15 protein-coding genes are annotated in these 15,797 nt (G+C 67.3%); 8 read left to right on the forward strand and 7 right to left on the reverse strand.

What is annotated here, in order from left to right:
• Nucleotides 1-44: 44 nt before the first annotated feature.
• Entirely contained in the window at nt 45-878 is an 834-nt protein-coding gene (locus tag AC5WS7_RS13760; RefSeq protein WP_495954847.1) for an HAD family hydrolase, read from the reverse strand.
• A gap of 37 nt (nt 879-915) precedes the next feature.
• The gene (locus AC5WS7_RS13765) at nt 916-1,731 is read right to left on the reverse strand and encodes a hypothetical protein (RefSeq protein WP_495954848.1); all 816 of its coding nucleotides are present in this window, start codon (nt 1,729-1,731) and stop codon (nt 916-918) included.
• Nucleotides 1,732-1,888: 157 nt separating this feature from the next.
• Between AC5WS7_RS13765 and AC5WS7_RS13770 the strand changes: the two genes are divergently transcribed.
• The 6 genes from AC5WS7_RS13770 to AC5WS7_RS13795 are packed head-to-tail and all read left to right on the forward strand — an operon-like array spanning nt 1,889 to nt 9,835.
• Nucleotides 1,889-2,869: an ABC transporter permease gene (locus AC5WS7_RS13770; RefSeq protein ID WP_495954849.1), complete on the forward strand. Its 981-nt coding sequence runs from the start codon at nt 1,889-1,891 to the stop codon at nt 2,867-2,869.
• A complete protein-coding gene (locus AC5WS7_RS13775; RefSeq protein WP_495954850.1) occupies nt 2,866-3,819 on the forward strand; it encodes an ABC transporter permease in 954 nt (317 codons plus the stop codon). Before AC5WS7_RS13770 ends, AC5WS7_RS13775 begins: the two co-directional genes overlap by 4 nt.
• A complete protein-coding gene (locus AC5WS7_RS13780; RefSeq protein WP_495954851.1) occupies nt 3,816-5,702 on the forward strand; it encodes a dipeptide ABC transporter ATP-binding protein in 1,887 nt (628 codons plus the stop codon). Before AC5WS7_RS13775 ends, AC5WS7_RS13780 begins: the two co-directional genes overlap by 4 nt.
• Before the next feature lie 10 nt (nt 5,703-5,712).
• Nucleotides 5,713-7,383 (forward strand): ABC transporter family substrate-binding protein, encoded by a 1,671-nt coding sequence (locus AC5WS7_RS13785; protein ID WP_495954852.1) that lies wholly within the window; start codon nt 5,713-5,715, stop codon nt 7,381-7,383.
• 26 nt (nt 7,384-7,409) lie between these two features.
• Nucleotides 7,410-9,080, forward strand: coding sequence for an ABC transporter family substrate-binding protein (locus AC5WS7_RS13790; protein WP_495954853.1), 1,671 nt, complete (start codon nt 7,410-7,412; stop codon nt 9,078-9,080).
• Entirely contained in the window at nt 9,077-9,835 is a 759-nt protein-coding gene (locus AC5WS7_RS13795) for a hypothetical protein (RefSeq protein ID WP_495954854.1), read from the forward strand. The genes AC5WS7_RS13790 and AC5WS7_RS13795 overlap by 4 nt, the downstream gene beginning before the upstream one ends.
• 13 nt (nt 9,836-9,848) lie before the next feature.
• On the opposite strand, the gene AC5WS7_RS13800 is transcribed toward AC5WS7_RS13795, so the two are convergent.
• Both AC5WS7_RS13800 and AC5WS7_RS13805 read right to left on the reverse strand, forming a co-directional pair.
• Nucleotides 9,849-10,859 carry an agmatine deiminase family protein gene (locus AC5WS7_RS13800; RefSeq protein WP_495954855.1) on the reverse strand — a complete coding sequence of 337 codons (1,011 nt, stop codon included), beginning with the start codon at nt 10,857-10,859 and terminating at the stop codon, nt 9,849-9,851.
• Nucleotides 10,860-10,973: 114 nt separating this feature from the next.
• Entirely contained in the window at nt 10,974-11,849 is an 876-nt protein-coding gene (locus AC5WS7_RS13805; RefSeq protein WP_495954856.1) for an SDR family oxidoreductase, read from the reverse strand.
• An 86-nt stretch (nt 11,850-11,935) separates the two neighbouring features.
• Between AC5WS7_RS13805 and AC5WS7_RS13810 the strand changes: the two genes are divergently transcribed.
• A complete protein-coding gene (locus AC5WS7_RS13810) occupies nt 11,936-12,748 on the forward strand; it encodes an AraC family transcriptional regulator (RefSeq protein ID WP_495954857.1) in 813 nt (270 codons plus the stop codon).
• A 12-nt stretch (nt 12,749-12,760) separates the two neighbouring features.
• On the opposite strand, the gene AC5WS7_RS13815 is transcribed toward AC5WS7_RS13810, so the two are convergent.
• From AC5WS7_RS13815 to AC5WS7_RS13825, 3 genes are all read right to left on the reverse strand, one after another.
• Nucleotides 12,761-13,057 (reverse strand): hypothetical protein, encoded by a 297-nt coding sequence (locus AC5WS7_RS13815; RefSeq protein WP_495954858.1) that lies wholly within the window; start codon nt 13,055-13,057, stop codon nt 12,761-12,763.
• Between the two features lie 111 nt (nt 13,058-13,168).
• Nucleotides 13,169-13,942, reverse strand: a complete 774-nt coding sequence (locus AC5WS7_RS13820) for a lysophospholipid acyltransferase family protein (RefSeq protein WP_495954859.1) — start codon at nt 13,940-13,942, stop codon at nt 13,169-13,171.
• Between the two features lie 36 nt (nt 13,943-13,978).
• Complete coding sequence (locus AC5WS7_RS13825) at nt 13,979-14,776, reverse strand: lysophospholipid acyltransferase family protein (protein ID WP_495954860.1); 798 nt, start codon at nt 14,774-14,776, stop codon at nt 13,979-13,981.
• Nucleotides 14,777-14,888: 112 nt separating this feature from the next.
• On the opposite strand from AC5WS7_RS13825, the gene AC5WS7_RS13830 reads away from it, so the two are divergent.
• Entirely contained in the window at nt 14,889-15,797 is a 909-nt protein-coding gene (locus AC5WS7_RS13830; protein WP_495954861.1) for a hypothetical protein, read from the forward strand.

Consider the following 15,797-nt stretch of genomic DNA (forward strand, 5'->3'; position numbering starts at 1 on the left):
CGAATGCCATCCAGCCGAGGCGAATTCGGCCCGCGAACGCGAATTCAGCTGGACCACCAGCGTTCCAGGACGCGCGCGACGCCGTCCTCGGCATTGCTGCCGGTGATCTCGTCGGCGGCGGCGATGGCTTCGGGGTGGGCGTTGCCCATCGCGACGCCGTGACCGGCCAGACGCAGCATCGGGACGTCGTTGGGCATATCGCCGAAGGCGATGATGTCGCGGTGTTCGATCCCGAGACGTTCGGCGACGATGGTCAGGCCCGACGCCTTGGTGACCCCCGGCGCGGACAGTTCGATCAGGCCGTGATCGGTGGAATAGGTGAGGTCGGCACGGTCGTCGAGATGCGGCTCCAGCGCCGCGCGCATATCGGCGCTGGTCGTACCGGGCAGCCGGATCAGCATCTTGATCGCGGGCGCGGCGAGCACCTCGCGGCGGGCGACCTGCGTATCGTCCGGATTCAACCAGGCATGCTGATATTCGGGCGAACTCACGAACTGCGGAGTGGCGGCATCGTGCGCGGTCTCGCCGACGCGCTCGGCGGCCAGACCGCAGCCGGGCAGGACTCGTTCGGCGAGTTCGGCGAGCCAGGCGAGCCTGTCCACATCCAGTGAATTGCTGTACAGGATCCGGTCGGCGGCGCTGTCGTAGACGACCGCACCGTTACCGCAGACGCACAGCGGCGGGTAGCCGAGTCCGTCCACGACCGGATCGATCCACCGCGGCGGCCGCCCGGTGGCGAGGACGAAATGCACACCGTCGTCGACGAGCGCCTTGACCACGGCCCGGGTCCGCGGACTCACCTGCTCGGCCCGATCGATCAACGTGCCGTCGACATCGGTGGCCACCAGTCTGGGCTTGGGCGAGTTCAGGCGAGTCACCTATTCCATCCTGCCCGAAATGCTCGTGCCGAAGTAATCAGTTTCCCGGACGCCGCCACGAATCCTCGGCCGCGTCGAGCGGCGGCACCTCCGGAAAAGGCGTCGGCTCGTTCGAATAGGGCATCGATCCGGGAGCCTGCGGCGTCCCGCCGGCGATCGGGCCCGGCGCACCGGCCGACGTATCCGGCCCGGTCTGCCCCGCGTACGGCGCGGGCTGTCCCGGATACGACCGGCCGGAACAGGGCGCGGGGCCCGGCCGGAACGGATCCACGTACGGTGCGTTCGGCGCCGGATACCCCGCGGGCACCCGACCCGGGTACGGCGCGGGATATCCGGTCGCCCGCCCGGGAACGTGAGCGAGCCAGCGCCCGGTCGCGGGCACCAACGCCAGGATCGCGGTGGTGACGGGAAACACCTGTCCGACCACTCCGCCGAATCCGCTCATCAGCCCGACCGCACCGTGCCCCGCGCTCACATCGCCGACGTTCAGCACGGTATACGCCGCCACCCCGGTGACGATCGTGACCACGCATCCGGCGACGATGAGGATCCGCCCGAGCGGCTTACGCCGGAAGATCGCCAGCGCACCGGCGGTGAGCAAGCCCCCGGTGACCAGGCCGACCACTCCGAGGACGATCAGATAGCCGGTGAACCAGGAGTGGAACGCCACGGCGGAATCGCCGAAATCGGGCAGGGCGACGCCCACCACGACGTCCAGCACTCCGCCGAAGATTTGCCCGACCGCGCCGAGCGAGGCGAGCACACCGGCGGCCATCGCCGTCCCACCGCTCGGTTCCATGCCCTGGCCCTGTGGATACGGTTGATACCCGCCCGGATACTGGGGATAACTCACGACCCGCCCCCCTGTCATACGACGTCGGACCGCCCGACGACGTTGAAACCTTCTCTGCACGATATCTCGCGACGGAAAGTGCGGTCGTCGTGCGTAACGCGCTCGCCGGAATATCTATCCCTATGATCGGGGGCTAGTAACCGACCCGAGGGGACTGATGACCGGCTTTCTGCTACGACGTGCGCTCAACTATGTCGTGCTGTTGGTGCTCGCCTCGTTCCTGACCTTCGCGCTGGCGTCGCTGACGTTCCATCCGCTGGACAGTCTCGAGCAGCGCAATCCCCGCCCGCCGCAGTCGGTGATCGACGCCAAGGCGGCCGAACTGCATCTCAACGAGCCGATCCTGCCGCGTTACGGCACCTGGGTGAAGGACGTCGTGGTGCACGGGGACTTCGGTCGAACCCTCGATGGTCAGCCGGTGAGTCAGGAACTGGGCCGCCGGATCGGGGTGAGTCTGCGACTGCTGGTGATCGGCTCGGTGATCGGTACCGCGCTCGGCGTGCTGATCGGCGCGGCGGGAGCGATCCGGCAGTACCGATTCAGCGACTATTTCACCACGATCATCTCGCTGCTGGTGCTCAGCACGCCGATCTTCCTGTTGGCGACGCTACTGAAATACGGTGCGCTGGAACTCAATACGGCAACCGGTCAGCAGATCTTCCTCTATACCGGCGAAACCTCGGCAACCGCCGTGGACGGGCTGTGGAATCAGTTCGTCGACCGGCTGCAGCACATGGTCGTGCCCACGCTGGGCCTGGCCCTGGGCTCGATGGCCGCATACAGCCGCTATCAGCGCAACGCCATGCTCGACGTTCTGCAGAGCGATTTCATCCGCACCGCCCGCGCCAAGGGACTCACCCGCAAACGCGCGCTGTACAAACACGGCCTGCGCACCGCCCTGATCCCGATGGCGACGCTGTTCGCCTACGGCCTGGGCGGTCTGATCACCGGCGCGGTGTTCACCGAGAAGATCTTCGGCTGGCACGGCGTCGGCGAATGGCTGGTGGACGCGATCAACAAGCAGGACCTCTACATCGTGGTCACCGTGACGACCTTCGCCGGCCTGGTGATCCTGATATCCGGCCTGCTCTCGGACATCGTCTACGCCATGCTCGATCCCAGGGTGCGTGTGTCATGACAGAAGTCGAACTGATCAGCAAGGGCGCGCCCGAGCCCACCGCGGCCGGACGCCGGAAACTGGTGTGGCGCAGGTTCCTGCGGAACAAGGCCGCCATCGCGGGCGCGATCGTGTTGCTGCTCATCGTGATCGCCGCGTTCGCGCTGCCGCCGATCCTGCCCTACGACTACCGGCACATGGATTACGCGGCGCTGTATCAGGCGCCGAGCCCGAACCATCCGTTCGGCACCGACGGCAGCGGTGAGGATCTGCTCGCGCAGACGTTGCACGGCTTGCAGAAATCGCTGATCATCGGCTTCTGCGTGGCCATCCTCGGCTCGATCATCGCGGTGGCCGCGGGGGCGGTGGCAGGCCTGCTCGGCGGCTGGACCGACCGGGCGATCATGTGGCTGGTGGATCTGCTGCTGGTGGTGCCCAGTTTCATCATCATCGCGATCTTCTCCCCGCGCACCAAGGGCAGCGGATCGATTCCGCTGCTGATCATTCTGCTGGCCGCGTTCGGCTGGATGATCAGCGCGCGCATCGTGCGCGGGCTGACGCTGAGCCTGCGGGAACGCGAATTCGTCCGCGCCGCGAAGTACATGGGCGCGTCGACGCGGTCGCTGATCGTCACGCACATCGTGCCGAACGTGGCCTCGTTCCTGATCATCGACACCACCCTGGCCCTCGGCGCGGCGGTGCTGTCCGAAACCGGCCTGAGTTACCTGGGATTCGGCGTGCAACCGCCGGACGTCTCGCTGGGCACGCTGATCGCGGCGAATTCCCAATCGGCGCTGACCTTTCCGTGGCTGTTCCTGTTCCCGGGCGGCTTCCTGATCGCGATCGTGCTGTGCGCCAACCTGGTCGGTGACGGCCTGCGAGATGCCTTCGACCCCGGTTCCTCCCGTGCGCGAGCCCGTCGCAAGACCGCCAAGGCCCCGAAGCAGAGCAAGCGGAAGACTCAGTCATGACCGACACATCAGCCACCGCCGCCGCACCCGAGGCTCCGAAGCAGACCACGACCGCTCCGCTGCTGGAGGTTTCCGATCTGCACGTGTCCTTCCCCGGCGAGGAGGGCCGCATCGACGCGGTGCGCGGAGTGAACTACTCCGTCGCCGACGGCGAGGTGCTCGCCATCGTGGGCGAATCGGGTTCGGGTAAATCGGTGTCCTCGCTGGCGGTGATCGGCCTGCTGCCCGATCAGGCCCGAGTGCGCGGCTCGATCCGGTTGCGCGGCAAGGAATTGCTCGGCATGGACGACAAGGCCCTGTCGACCTATCGCGGCAGCCGGATCTCCATGGTGTTCCAGGATCCGCTCTCGGCGCTGACCCCGGTGTACCGGATCGGCGACCAGATCGCCGAGGCGCTGCTCGCACACGGCTCGATGTCCAAGCAGCAGGCCGCGACTCGCGCGGTGGAACTGCTGGACCTGGTGGGGATTCCCGAACCGCAGGCGCGGGCGCGCGCCTTCCCGCACGAATTCTCCGGCGGTATGCGTCAGCGCGTGGTCATCGCGATGGCCATCGCCAACGATCCGGAACTGATCATCTGCGACGAGCCCACCACCGCGCTGGACGTCACGGTACAGAAGCAGATCCTCGGACTGCTGCGCACCGCGCGCGATATCACCGGTGCGGGCGTCATCATGATCACGCACGATATGGGGATCGCCGCGACCATCGCGGATCGGGTGGCGGTCATGTACGCCGGTAAGATCGTCGAAACCGCTGGCACCACAGACCTTTTCCGCTCCCCGCGGATGCCGTACACGGTGGGGCTGCTCGGTTCGATCCCGCGTATGGACGGTCCGGCGCGCACGCCGCTGATCCCCATCGAGGGCTCACCGCCGGCCATGCACGCATTGCCGCCCGGCTGCCCGTTCGCGCCGCGCTGCCCGGTCGCCATCGACGAGTGCCGCGCGGCCGAACCCCCGCTGCAGGACATCACACCGGGACATCGGGCGGCCTGCATCCGCACCGCGGAAATCGGCTCCGCGGAACTGTTCTCGGCCTATCGGCGGGAGATCACCGAACCCGAACCCGAGGTCGAGACGGATTCGCATGTGGTCCTGCGGGTTTCGGAACTGACGAAGGTATTCCCGATCACCTCGGGAGTGATCCTGCGCCGCCGCACCGGCGAGGTGCGCGCGGTGGACGGGATCGATTTCGAACTGCGCGCGGGCCGCACACTCGCGCTGGTCGGTGAGTCCGGCTCCGGCAAATCCACCACCCTGACCGAGATCATGGAGTTGGCCGCGCCGCAGAGCGGCACGATCGAGGTGCTCGGCAGTGATGTCGCGACACTCACCAAGGCCCGCCGCCGGGAGATCCGGGCGAAGATGCAGATCGTCTTCCAGGACCCGTCGGCGTCGCTCGATCCGCGCATGCCGATCTTCGACGCCCTGGCCGAACCCTTGCGCATCGCCGGACGTCCGCGTGAGGAGATTCGTTCGCGGGTACCGGAATTGCTGAAACAAGTCGGTTTGCGCGCCGAGCACGTCGACCGGTATCCGGCCGACTTCTCCGGCGGGCAGAAGCAGCGCATCAATATCGCGCGGGCGCTGGCCCTGGATCCGGAGATCCTGGTGCTGGACGAGCCGGTGTCCTCGCTGGACGTCTCCATTCAGGCCGGTGTGCTGAACCTGTTGCGCGATCTGCAGATCGAGCGCGGACTGTCGTATCTGTTCGTCTCCCACGATCTTTCGGTGGTGCGGAATCTGGCGCACGACATCGCGGTCATGTATCGCGGCAAGATCGTCGAAATCGGCCCGGCGGAACAGATTCTGACCGATCCGCAGCACGATTACACCCGCGCGCTCATCGACGCGGTTCCCATTCCCGTCGTCGCCCGCTAGGAGCAGAATCGTGAAGAGGCGCACATTCGGCAAGGTCGTCGCGGCGGCATCGGTATCGGCGCTGGCGGCGGCGTGTTCGTCCGGGACCGGCTCGACCGGCTCGGCGACGTTGGGCACCGTCAACGACATCAATCCGCAGCCCCGCGAGAACGTCCGCGACGGCGGCAATCTGCGGTTGGCGATCACCGCCATCCCGTCGAACTGGAATGTGCAGTGCGTCGACGGAAACGAAGGCGAGACAGCCGATCTCATCCGGTGGACGATGCCGCGAGCGTTCAAGGCCGATCCCGCCGGTCAGCTCACCATCGATACCGACTACTTCACCGACATCAAGCTGGCCAACACCAATCCGCAACAGGTCGTCTACACCATCAACCCCAAGGCCGTGTGGTCCGATGGCACCCCGATCACCTGGGAGGATCTGGCGGCGACCTGGCAGGCGTTGAACGGGCGGGACAAGCGCTACCTGTACGCCATCAGCAACGGTTTCGACCGGGTCGAGAAGGTCGAGCGCGGCGTCGACGACCGGCAGGCGGTACTGACCTTCAGCACGCCCTACGCCGATTGGCGCGGTCAGTACTCGGGTAATTCGATCCTCTACCCGAAATCGGTGACCGGCGACCCGGAGGCGTTCAATCACAGCCTGGCCGACCATATGGGACCGTCCGCGGGACCGTTCGTCGTGCAGTCGATCGACCGCACGCAGCGCCGGATAGTGTTGGCGCGCAATCCGAAATGGTGGGGTGCGCCGCCCAAGCTGGATACCGTCACCTACAGCGTGCTGGACCAGTCGACCTGGGCCGCGGCCCTGCAGAACAACGAACTCGACCTCGCGCGCATGGCGAGCCTGAACGACGTCCTGTTGATCCGGCGCACCGCGGGGCTGCAACTGCGGCACGCGCCGATGAACATGTGGCGCTGGCTGACCTTCAACGGCGCGCCCGGTTCGATCATGGCCGATCCCGCACTGCGCGTGGCGATCGCCAAGGCGATCAACCGGCAGGCCATCGCCGATACGAGCTTGGCGGGCCTGACCGATCATCCGCGGGTGCTCAACAACCACATCTTCGTCATGGGACAGAAGGGCTACCAGGACAATTCGGCTCCGGTCGCCTACGACCCGGCCGCTGCCGCGCGGCAGCTGGACGGCCTGGGGTGGAAGCTTCAGGGCGACGTCCGGGTGAAGGACGGCCGCCAGCTGGCGTTCCGCGATGTCATGTACAACGATCCGGGCTGGGTCACCATCGCCAAGATGATCCAATCGGATCTGGCGAAGGTCGGAGTGAAGATGTCCATCGATACCCGCCCCGGACAGGACTATTTCACCAATGTGATCATTCCGGGCGACTTCGACACCTCGCAGTACACCCTGTCGGGTGATGTGTTCGTGTTCAACAGCATTCCGCAGGAATTCGGCCTGTATCCGAACAATGTGCAGGGCAATTACGGCCGGATCGGCTCACCCGCCCTGAACGATCTGATCGACAAGGCAGTGTCCGAACTCGACCCGGACAAGGCCATCGCGCTGGCGAATCAGGTCGATACCCAGATCTTCGCCGAAGGCCACTCCCTGCCGCTGACCCAGGATCCGGGGAACTGGGCCACCCGGGCCAACCTCGCCAATATCGGCGCACCCGGCCTGGCCACCTACGACTTCACCGCAATCGGCTTCGCCAAGTGAGGCCGCCCCGACGGAAGGATCGATCCATGCGGATTCGTTCGACCTTGCTCCCGCTCGCGATCCCGGCGCTCGCCGTCGGATTGGTGGTGTCGGGGTGTAGTTCCGGGGGGTCGGTCGGTGGGGTCAATTCCGTCGGGGCAGCGGCGGATATCAATCCGCAGCCGGTGGACAAGTTGCGCGATGGCGGAAATCTGCGCGAGGCGATCGGCGGAATGCCGGAGAACTACAACGCGCTGGAGATCGACGGCAATACCCAGGACACCGTGAACTACGTTCTGGGCCCGGTACTTCCGGAAACCGTAACCAGCGACGCCGCCGGAAATATCTCCGTCGATCACAACTATTTCACCGATATCAAGCTGGCCGGCACCAATCCGCAGAAGATCGTCTACACGATCAATCCAAAAGCGGTGTGGTCCGACGGGACTCCGATCACCTGGGAGGATATGCGTTCCGAAGCCGCGGCGATGAACGGGGCCAACAAGGATTTCCTGGTGTCGGCCACGAGCGGATACGACCGGATCGCGTCGGTGGAGCGCGGCGTGGACGATCGGCAAGCCGTCGTCACCATGGCCAAACCGTATTCCTCGTGGCAGTCCATGTTCAGTCCGCTGTATCCCAAGGCGTACACCGAGACTCCGCAGGCCTTCAACACCCTGGCCAAGAACGGCCTGCCGATCAGCGGCGGTCCGTTCATCATCAGCAATATCGACAAGACCCAGAACCGGATCACGCTGTCGCGCAACCCGAAATGGTGGGGCCCGGCCCCGAAGCTGGACACGATCACGCTGTCCGTACTCGACAACAGCGCGGTTCTCGGCGCGGTACAGAACAACGAGATCGACTGGACTTACGTTTCGGGCCTGGCCAATGTCGTCGCGGCGAAGAACAGCCCCGGCGTGGTGGTCCGGCGGACCGCCGAACCCACCTACAGCACGATCACGTTCAACGGCGCGAAGGGCTCGATACTCGAGGACCCCAAACTGCGTGTTGCGATTTCGAAGGCAATCGACCGGCAGGCGATCGTCACCGAAAGTCAGCACGGTATCGTCGACAACCCCAAACCTCTGAACAACCATATTTTCATGGCTGGTCAGAAGGGTTATCAGGACAATTCCGCGGCCGTCGCCTTCGATCCGCAGGAGGCCGCCAAGGAACTCGACGCGCTCGGCTGGAAGCTCAACGGAGACGTGCGCGAGAAGGACGGCCGCAAGCTGGAACTGCGCGATGTCATGTACGACCAGCAGGCCTGGGTGGATACCGCGAAGATCGTCCAGCAGGATCTGGCGAAGGTCGGCGTGAAGCTTGATATCCAGACGGTGCCCGGCCAGAACATCGTCAGCAATGTGGAGGTTCCGGGGAATTTCGAACTCCTGCAAACGAGTTGGGTCGGCACCCCGTTCCCGCTGGCCGCCGTCGACCAGATCTACGGCTATTTTCCCGGCAACGTGCAGGGTAACTTCGGCCGGATCGGCTCACCCGAACTCAACGATCTGATCGACAAGGCCATGTCCGAACTCGACCCGCAGAAAGCCATCCAACTCGCCAACCAGGCCGATGAACAGATCTGGCAGGAGGGCTTCTCCCTGACCCTCAACCAGGCCTCCGGTACCTACGCCACCCGGGCCAACCTGGCCAATATCGGCGCATTCGGCCTGTCCACCACCGATTGGACGAAAATCGGCTTCCTGAAGTGATTTCCGGTTCGGGTCATCCGCTGGCCTATCCGGTTCTGACGACGATCGGCGCCCTGGTGATCTGCCTCGCCTGGGCGCCGTTCGCCGGTTCGGAGCAGTTGGCGATGTTGGGCGCGGTCGCGTTGGTCGTGGTGGTGTACAGCGCGTTTCGGCTCCTGGTCGCGGCCGGAGTGTTGCCGTGGCATACCGATCCCGGGTTGCGCGCCGCGGCAACGGGATCGGCGGACCCCGCACCTATGGACGCCGCGCCGACGACCTCCGGACCATCCGACAACGAGTCCACCGGACGACGTGGAAACACCCTGCGCTGCCGCCGGATACGTCAGCAGCACCGCCTGCTCAGCAGATCCTGGCTCGAACTCAACGCAGGCGGCCGAACCCGTTGGCTGCCGGTCTATTTCGATTCGGCACTCGTCACCGCGACCGATTCCAAGGCCGAATTCCGGGACGGCACCGTGTATTTCGACGACCTGCGGCTCTTCCCATCGGGCCCCATACGGGATCGTGAGCCCGTGGGCCGCCTGCACGAGAACCCGACCCGCCCCGATCCCGACGGCCCGGCGCACGCCGCGGACGCGTCGCGATTCACCCGCCGACTCCTGCTGGACGGCCAATACGTCGTCGCCGCACCGTTCGCGGCCCTGCTGTGGGTCTACGTCGCCGGTGGCGGCTTCCCCGCGTTCCTGGGGGCCGTCACGGTGGCTGCCGGGGTGGCGGTGTGGTTCTCCGCGATTCGGGGATCGGACCCCAGCTGAACGCGTATGCGGCTCAGCCCGGTTGTTGCTGGGTGGCCGCGTGGATTCCGCCGCCGCCCTCGGCGACCGCGTTGAATTCCACCGGGACGACCTCCCGGCCCGGGAACGCGTCGGCGAGGATGCCCGCGGCGCGATCGTCACCATGGCGGTCGCCGTAGGCGGGCATGTAGACCGCCTCGTTGCCGACGTAGAAATGCACGTAGGTGTAGAGGAATTCGGCGCCGCGGGTGCCGGGCATATCGGCCCGGTTCGGTTGCGGCAGTTCGATGATCTCGAAACTCCGGCCCGCGGCGTCGGTGGCCTCGCGCAGTATTTCGCGGGCGCGGGCCGCGGCGCGGGCGAAGATGTCGTCGCGGTCGGGATCCACCGGCCGGTCCACCACGACCACGCCCGGCCGGGCGAACCGGGCCACCGCGTCGACATGGCAGTCCGTCACCTCCCGGCCCGCAACGCCCTGCAGCCACACCACTTTTCGCACGCCCAGCAGATCGCCGAGAGCCCGTTCGATCTCGTCGTGGTCGCTGCCGGGATTGCGGGTCGGATTGACCAGCGAACTCTCGGTCGCCAGCAGGGTGCCCTCGCCGTCGACCTCGAGCGATCCGCCCTCCGCGACGATCGGCGCGACCACTCGCTCGATTCCCTCGTACTCCAGCATCTTTCGGGCGACGCGGGCATCGAGATGGTATTCGGCCTTCTGCCCCCAGCCGTTGAAATTGAAGTCGATCCCCACCACCCCGCCCTCGGGCGTGGTCACGAAGGTCGCGCCGGTATCGCGCACCCATAAGTCGTCCAGCGGGGCCGAGACCACCTTGACCCCGTCGCCTACGACCTGGCGGGCATCCTCGACATGTTCGCGGCGCGCCAGCAGCGCGACGGGTTCGCGCACGGCGATGGCACGGGCCAGTCGGGCCACATCCGCGCGCGCCTCGGGCAGCAGATCCTCCCAGACGGACTCCTTGGCGGGCCACGCCAGCCACGTCCGGGCATGCGGGGCGGACTCGGCCGGCATCACATAGCGGCTCATGATCTCCGACCGTATCCATTCGGTCCGACATACGCCATGAAATGGCAGGTTGCGGCCCTGTCATCGCCAGGTTACGGCGCGCCGCGCCGCGTGTTGGTACGCCCGTCCAGTCCGTTATGACTCGATTGCGCCGCCGTTCTCATCCGTGAACGCCGCGAGGTGGTCGCGCACCCACTGTGTATACGTCCGGGGCGCGCGGCCGAGGACCCGCTGAACATCGTCGGTGACCGTGGTGTTGCCGCCGTCGCGAATGAAGGCCGAGCCCTGCAGCACCACCTCGATGTACTTCTCGGACAGTCCGCGTGCCCGCAGATGCGCGAGCACCGCGTCCTGCGACAGCGGCGCGAGTGTCACCGGGCGGCCCAGCTCGGTGGCCAGCACACTGGCCTGATCCGGTTCGGACAGTGACGCGGGTCCGGTCAGCGTGTACACCTGCCCGGCGTGTTCGTCCGAGGTCAGTGCCTCGACCGCGACCGCCGCGACGTCCCGCGGATCGATCACCCCCTGACCGCCCGTCCCGGTGCGGATCGGCACCGGCTCGCCGGTCCGGACCGCCTCGGCCCAGGCGAGCGTATTGGAGGCGAATGCGCTGGGGCGCAGGATCGTCCACGTCAGGCCGCTCTCCCGCACCGCCTGCTCACCGGGCACGTGCCAGTTCGCGAAGTCTCGTAGTGCGGGGTCCCCGGTGCCGATGGCCGAGAGTTTCACCAGCCGCCGCACCCCCGCCGCCCGCGCGGCGGTGACCAGTGCGGTATCGCTGTCGGCCTTGTCCGGGCCGGGCACGCTGACCAGGAAGGCCGCCCGCACCCCCGCCACGGCCGCGTCGATCGAGGACGGATCGGAGAAGTCGCCGCCCACGACCTGCACGCCGTCGGGCAGCCGCGCCGCCTGCGGATTTCTCGTGAACGCGCGAACCTTCTCGCCCCGCTCGACCAACTGCCGAACCACCGCACCGCCGATGGTGCCCGTGGCACCCGTCACCAGAATCATGCGCTCAGCCTGCTGCGGGCCGGCCCCTGCGCCATAGGAAATTTCGGCAGGACCGCTCGGCGGCGCACGCGCCTACAGTCGATGTGGTGAGCGTCCTGTCCGTCGCCCCCGTGCGCACCACCGAGCAGTTCGAGCGCCCGCTCGCGGTTCCGGCCGCCCTGCGGCCCTGGCTCACCGGAATCGGCCGCATCCCGTTCCTCGACGACCTCGCCGAGCCCTTCACGCATATCCCGCAGGCGGAAACCACCGTGGTCATCCGGGCCGAGCGGTCGGGCCGCCGCGACGTCGCGGTGGTCGGGCCGCGCACCCGCGCGACGTACAAGCGGGCCGAGGAGTCCGCGGCATGTCAGCGACTGCGCCTGGCTCCCGCCGCGGTGCGGCCGCTACTGGGCGTCGACGCGGTCGAACTGACCGACCGTGTGCGCCCCCTGGCCGATTTCCCTGGCCCGCTGGCCGGATTCGAGGACCGGCTGCTGCACAGCACCCCGGACGAGGCGCTGAATATCCTGGAAGACGCGCTGCCACAGGCACTTTCCGATGTCCCGGAACATCAGCGCCGCCGCCGTCTTCTGGAAGCGGCCACCGCGGTCCTGGCCGAGCGGTCGATACCCGTACCCGAGGTAGCCGCCCGCCTCGCCATCAGCGAGCGCCAACTCCGCACCCTGTTCGCCACCGGAATCGGCCTGTCCCCCAAGCAGTTCGCCCGCATCGGCCGCATTCGCCGCGTCCTGGCCGACGCCGGCCCCGACCCGCTGGCCACCACCGCCGCCACCCATGGCTACTACGACCAATCCCACATGACCGCCGAATTCCGCATCCTCATGGGCACCGCCCCGTCCGCCTACTTCCGCGGCGCCCTCCCGGCTCCGACCCCCTGCGCCACCGCCTGGCGCGGTTGATCCGGCTCTCGCTCAACCGGATTCGGTGGCCAGAAACGTCACGAGCGCGTCCCGGTACGTGTCCGGTTCGGCGTTCCAGGCCAGTGTGTGCCCGCAGTTCGCCACCCGGACATAGCTGACCGACTCCGGATGGGCCTCGGCGAACGCGTCGCTGGAGCCGATGGGCACCAGTGCGTCGGTGTCACCGTGGAACAACAGCGTGGGGAATGGCCGCCGGCCGGGCCGGCGCTGGTGGTCGAGGTTGTCGAAGTCGATGCCGGACCGGTTGGCCACCGCGCGTTTCAGAACCGTGCCTGCCCACGTCGGCACGAGTCGGTCATAGGTGAACACCTCGCCATGCCCCGCTACGACCGGCTCCACAACCGCTGGACACGGTGCGGGACAACGTCGAATCCCGCTGCCGCCGGATCGGTCCGCCGCTCAGCTCGCCGCTTTGCGCTGGGCCGCGGCGCGGCGGCGGGCCAATTCCTCCTGATCCAGGACCGCCGCGCGTTCCGGGGTGGGCGCACTGCCGCCCAAGCGGGCGGGCACCCAGGGCGCGCCCGCGGGCATCTCGTATCCCGCCTGCGCCTGTTCGAGCAGATCGCCCATGCGGGAGCGTAATTCGGCGGTCAACTCGTCCACACCGGCGGCGGTGAGCGCACCGGACGGCGGCGCGATCGGCTCGCCGATCCGGATGTGGATCGGGAAATGCTTACGGCCCAGCTCCTTCGGGATGTCCTTGGTCCAGACGCGTTGTGCGCCCCAGATCGTCATCGGCACGATCGGGGCGCCCGATTCGATCGACATCCGGGCGGCGCCGGATTTGAATTCCTTCAACTCGAAACTGCGGCTGATCGTCGCCTCCGGATAGACGACGACGATCTCACCGTCCCGCAACGCCGCCACCGCGCGCTCGTACGACTCCGCGCCGTGGCTGCGATCGACGCCGATCGCCTTGCAGTGCTTCATGAGCCAGCCGACGATGCCGTGCTCGAGTTCGGCCTTCATCATGTAGCGCACGTTGCGGCCCGAGCGACGGCCCACCAACCCGACTTCCATGAAATCCAGGTACGCGGTGTGGTTCACGGCCAGCACCGCGCCCCCGGTACGCGGAATATGTTCCTGCCCGGCGATTTCGAGCCGCAGCCCCTGCGCCCGGAACACACCGCGGACCAATCCGGTGAGAACGTCGAATACGGGTTCGCGCGCCATATTCACAACTCCTGTGCATCCACTCTCGCTGTCGGACTACAGATCCGGGTCGGCACCGGCCGAATCCCGGTCCGCCGCGGCGCGGTCGGCCTTGGCGGCGGCGTCCGCGGCGTCCATCGCGTTCGCCTCCTCCAGTGTGGGCGCACCGCCGCCCAGTCGAGCCGGAACCCAGTAAGCGCCGGGCTCGTGCGGGTAGCCCTGCTGCAATTCCTGGAGCATCTGCTGCATCGTCGCGCGCAGGCGCGTGGTCAGCTCCGCGGCCGCCTCCCCGATATCCCCGTCGCCCACCACGGGCGGTGCGATCGGTTCGCCCACCGCGATCCGGATCGGAGTGTTGGTGCGGCCCAGGCGTTTGGGATGTCCCTTGGTCCACACCCGCTGCGCACCCCAGATCACCATCGGGATGATCGGCACGCCCGCTTCGATCGACATGCGCGCGGCGCCGGATTTGAATTCCTTGATCTCGAAGCTGCGGCTGATCGTCGCCTCCGGATACACCCCGACCAGTTCACCGCGGCGCAGATAATCCAGCGCGGCCTTGTAGGAATCCGCCCCGGCCGAGCGATCCACCGGAATGTGCCGCAGCGCGCGCATGATCGGGCCCGAGACGCCGCTGTCGAACACCTCCTTCTTGGCCATGAACCGGATGTACCGTTTCGGAGTGCGCGCGGGCAGCCCGGCATAGGTGAAGTCCATGTAGCCGGTGTGATTGATGGCGATGACCGCGCCACCGACGGCGGGGATGCGCTCGGCCCCTCGGACGTCGAATTTCAGCCCCTGCGCGAAGAAGACGGTGCGGGCCAGGCCGATGATCGACCGGTAGACGGGTTCCACAATTCCGCTAGCGTAGTCCCCGGCACATCGGGCTACACCCAGGCGTGTGTCGCAATCCACACACACGCCGCTCAGACAACGGCACACGCGTACAGGAAAGAGGTTCACCGCAGTGAAATTTCCCCGACCGGCTTCGCGTGGACGTCTCCGATACGCACTGGCCGGGGGGCTGGCACTGATCGCGACCGGACTTGTCGCGGGCTGCGATTCGCGGGTGGGGATCGAGGGCACCGACTACCGCGCCGACGAACCGCAGGCCCCGGCGACCTCCTCCCCGAGCGCATCGCCCACGGCCGCGCCGGCCACCGCGGCGGCCGCACCGGTGCTGCCGAAGCCGAGGCCGGGCGAACTCGCGGTAACCGTCTCACTCACCGAACCGGATTCCGACGCCGCCGACGCGCTCACCCGCTGGGCCATGGACCTGCAGTCGGTGTCGCCGACCCGGCTGCAGGCCAAATGCTGGACCGTGGCCCCGCAGAACGTGCAGTCCATGTACACCGACAAGAAGGCCATCCTCGGCGCGCTGGCCCGCCCCGGCGTGGACGACGGCACCGCGATCACCTGGCAGGGCACCGGTCGCGGGGCGGTCACCGTCGTGGCGCAACGCAGCGACATCGCGACCGGATACGCCTGTCCGCGGGTCTACCAGGCCGGGACGACACCGGCGTTCAACGACGCCGACGCCCGGCACACCGTGCGCCGCTACCTCGACCGCGTCACGGGAACGCCGCTCGACCCCGCGGACAAGGAGGCCACCCACCCGCTGCGCTGCGCGGCCACGCCGGGCACCTGGGATCCCGCCGGCACCGGCCGGACCACCTCCCCGCCGCTGGCCGCGGCACCGGGCAAGGCCGACGACGTGCAGTCCTTCGTCGATCAGTCGCTGACCTCGGCGGCGTTGCGCGGGCCGTATCTCACGGTCTCGGCCTCGGTCCTGACCACCGACGGAGTCGAACAGACCCGGACATTCACCCTGAAGTCGGGCAAGCAGGGTTACTGCATCGGCGACGTCTCCTCGTAG

It is taken from the genome of Nocardia sp. PLKS1-43, assembly GCF_059510335.1.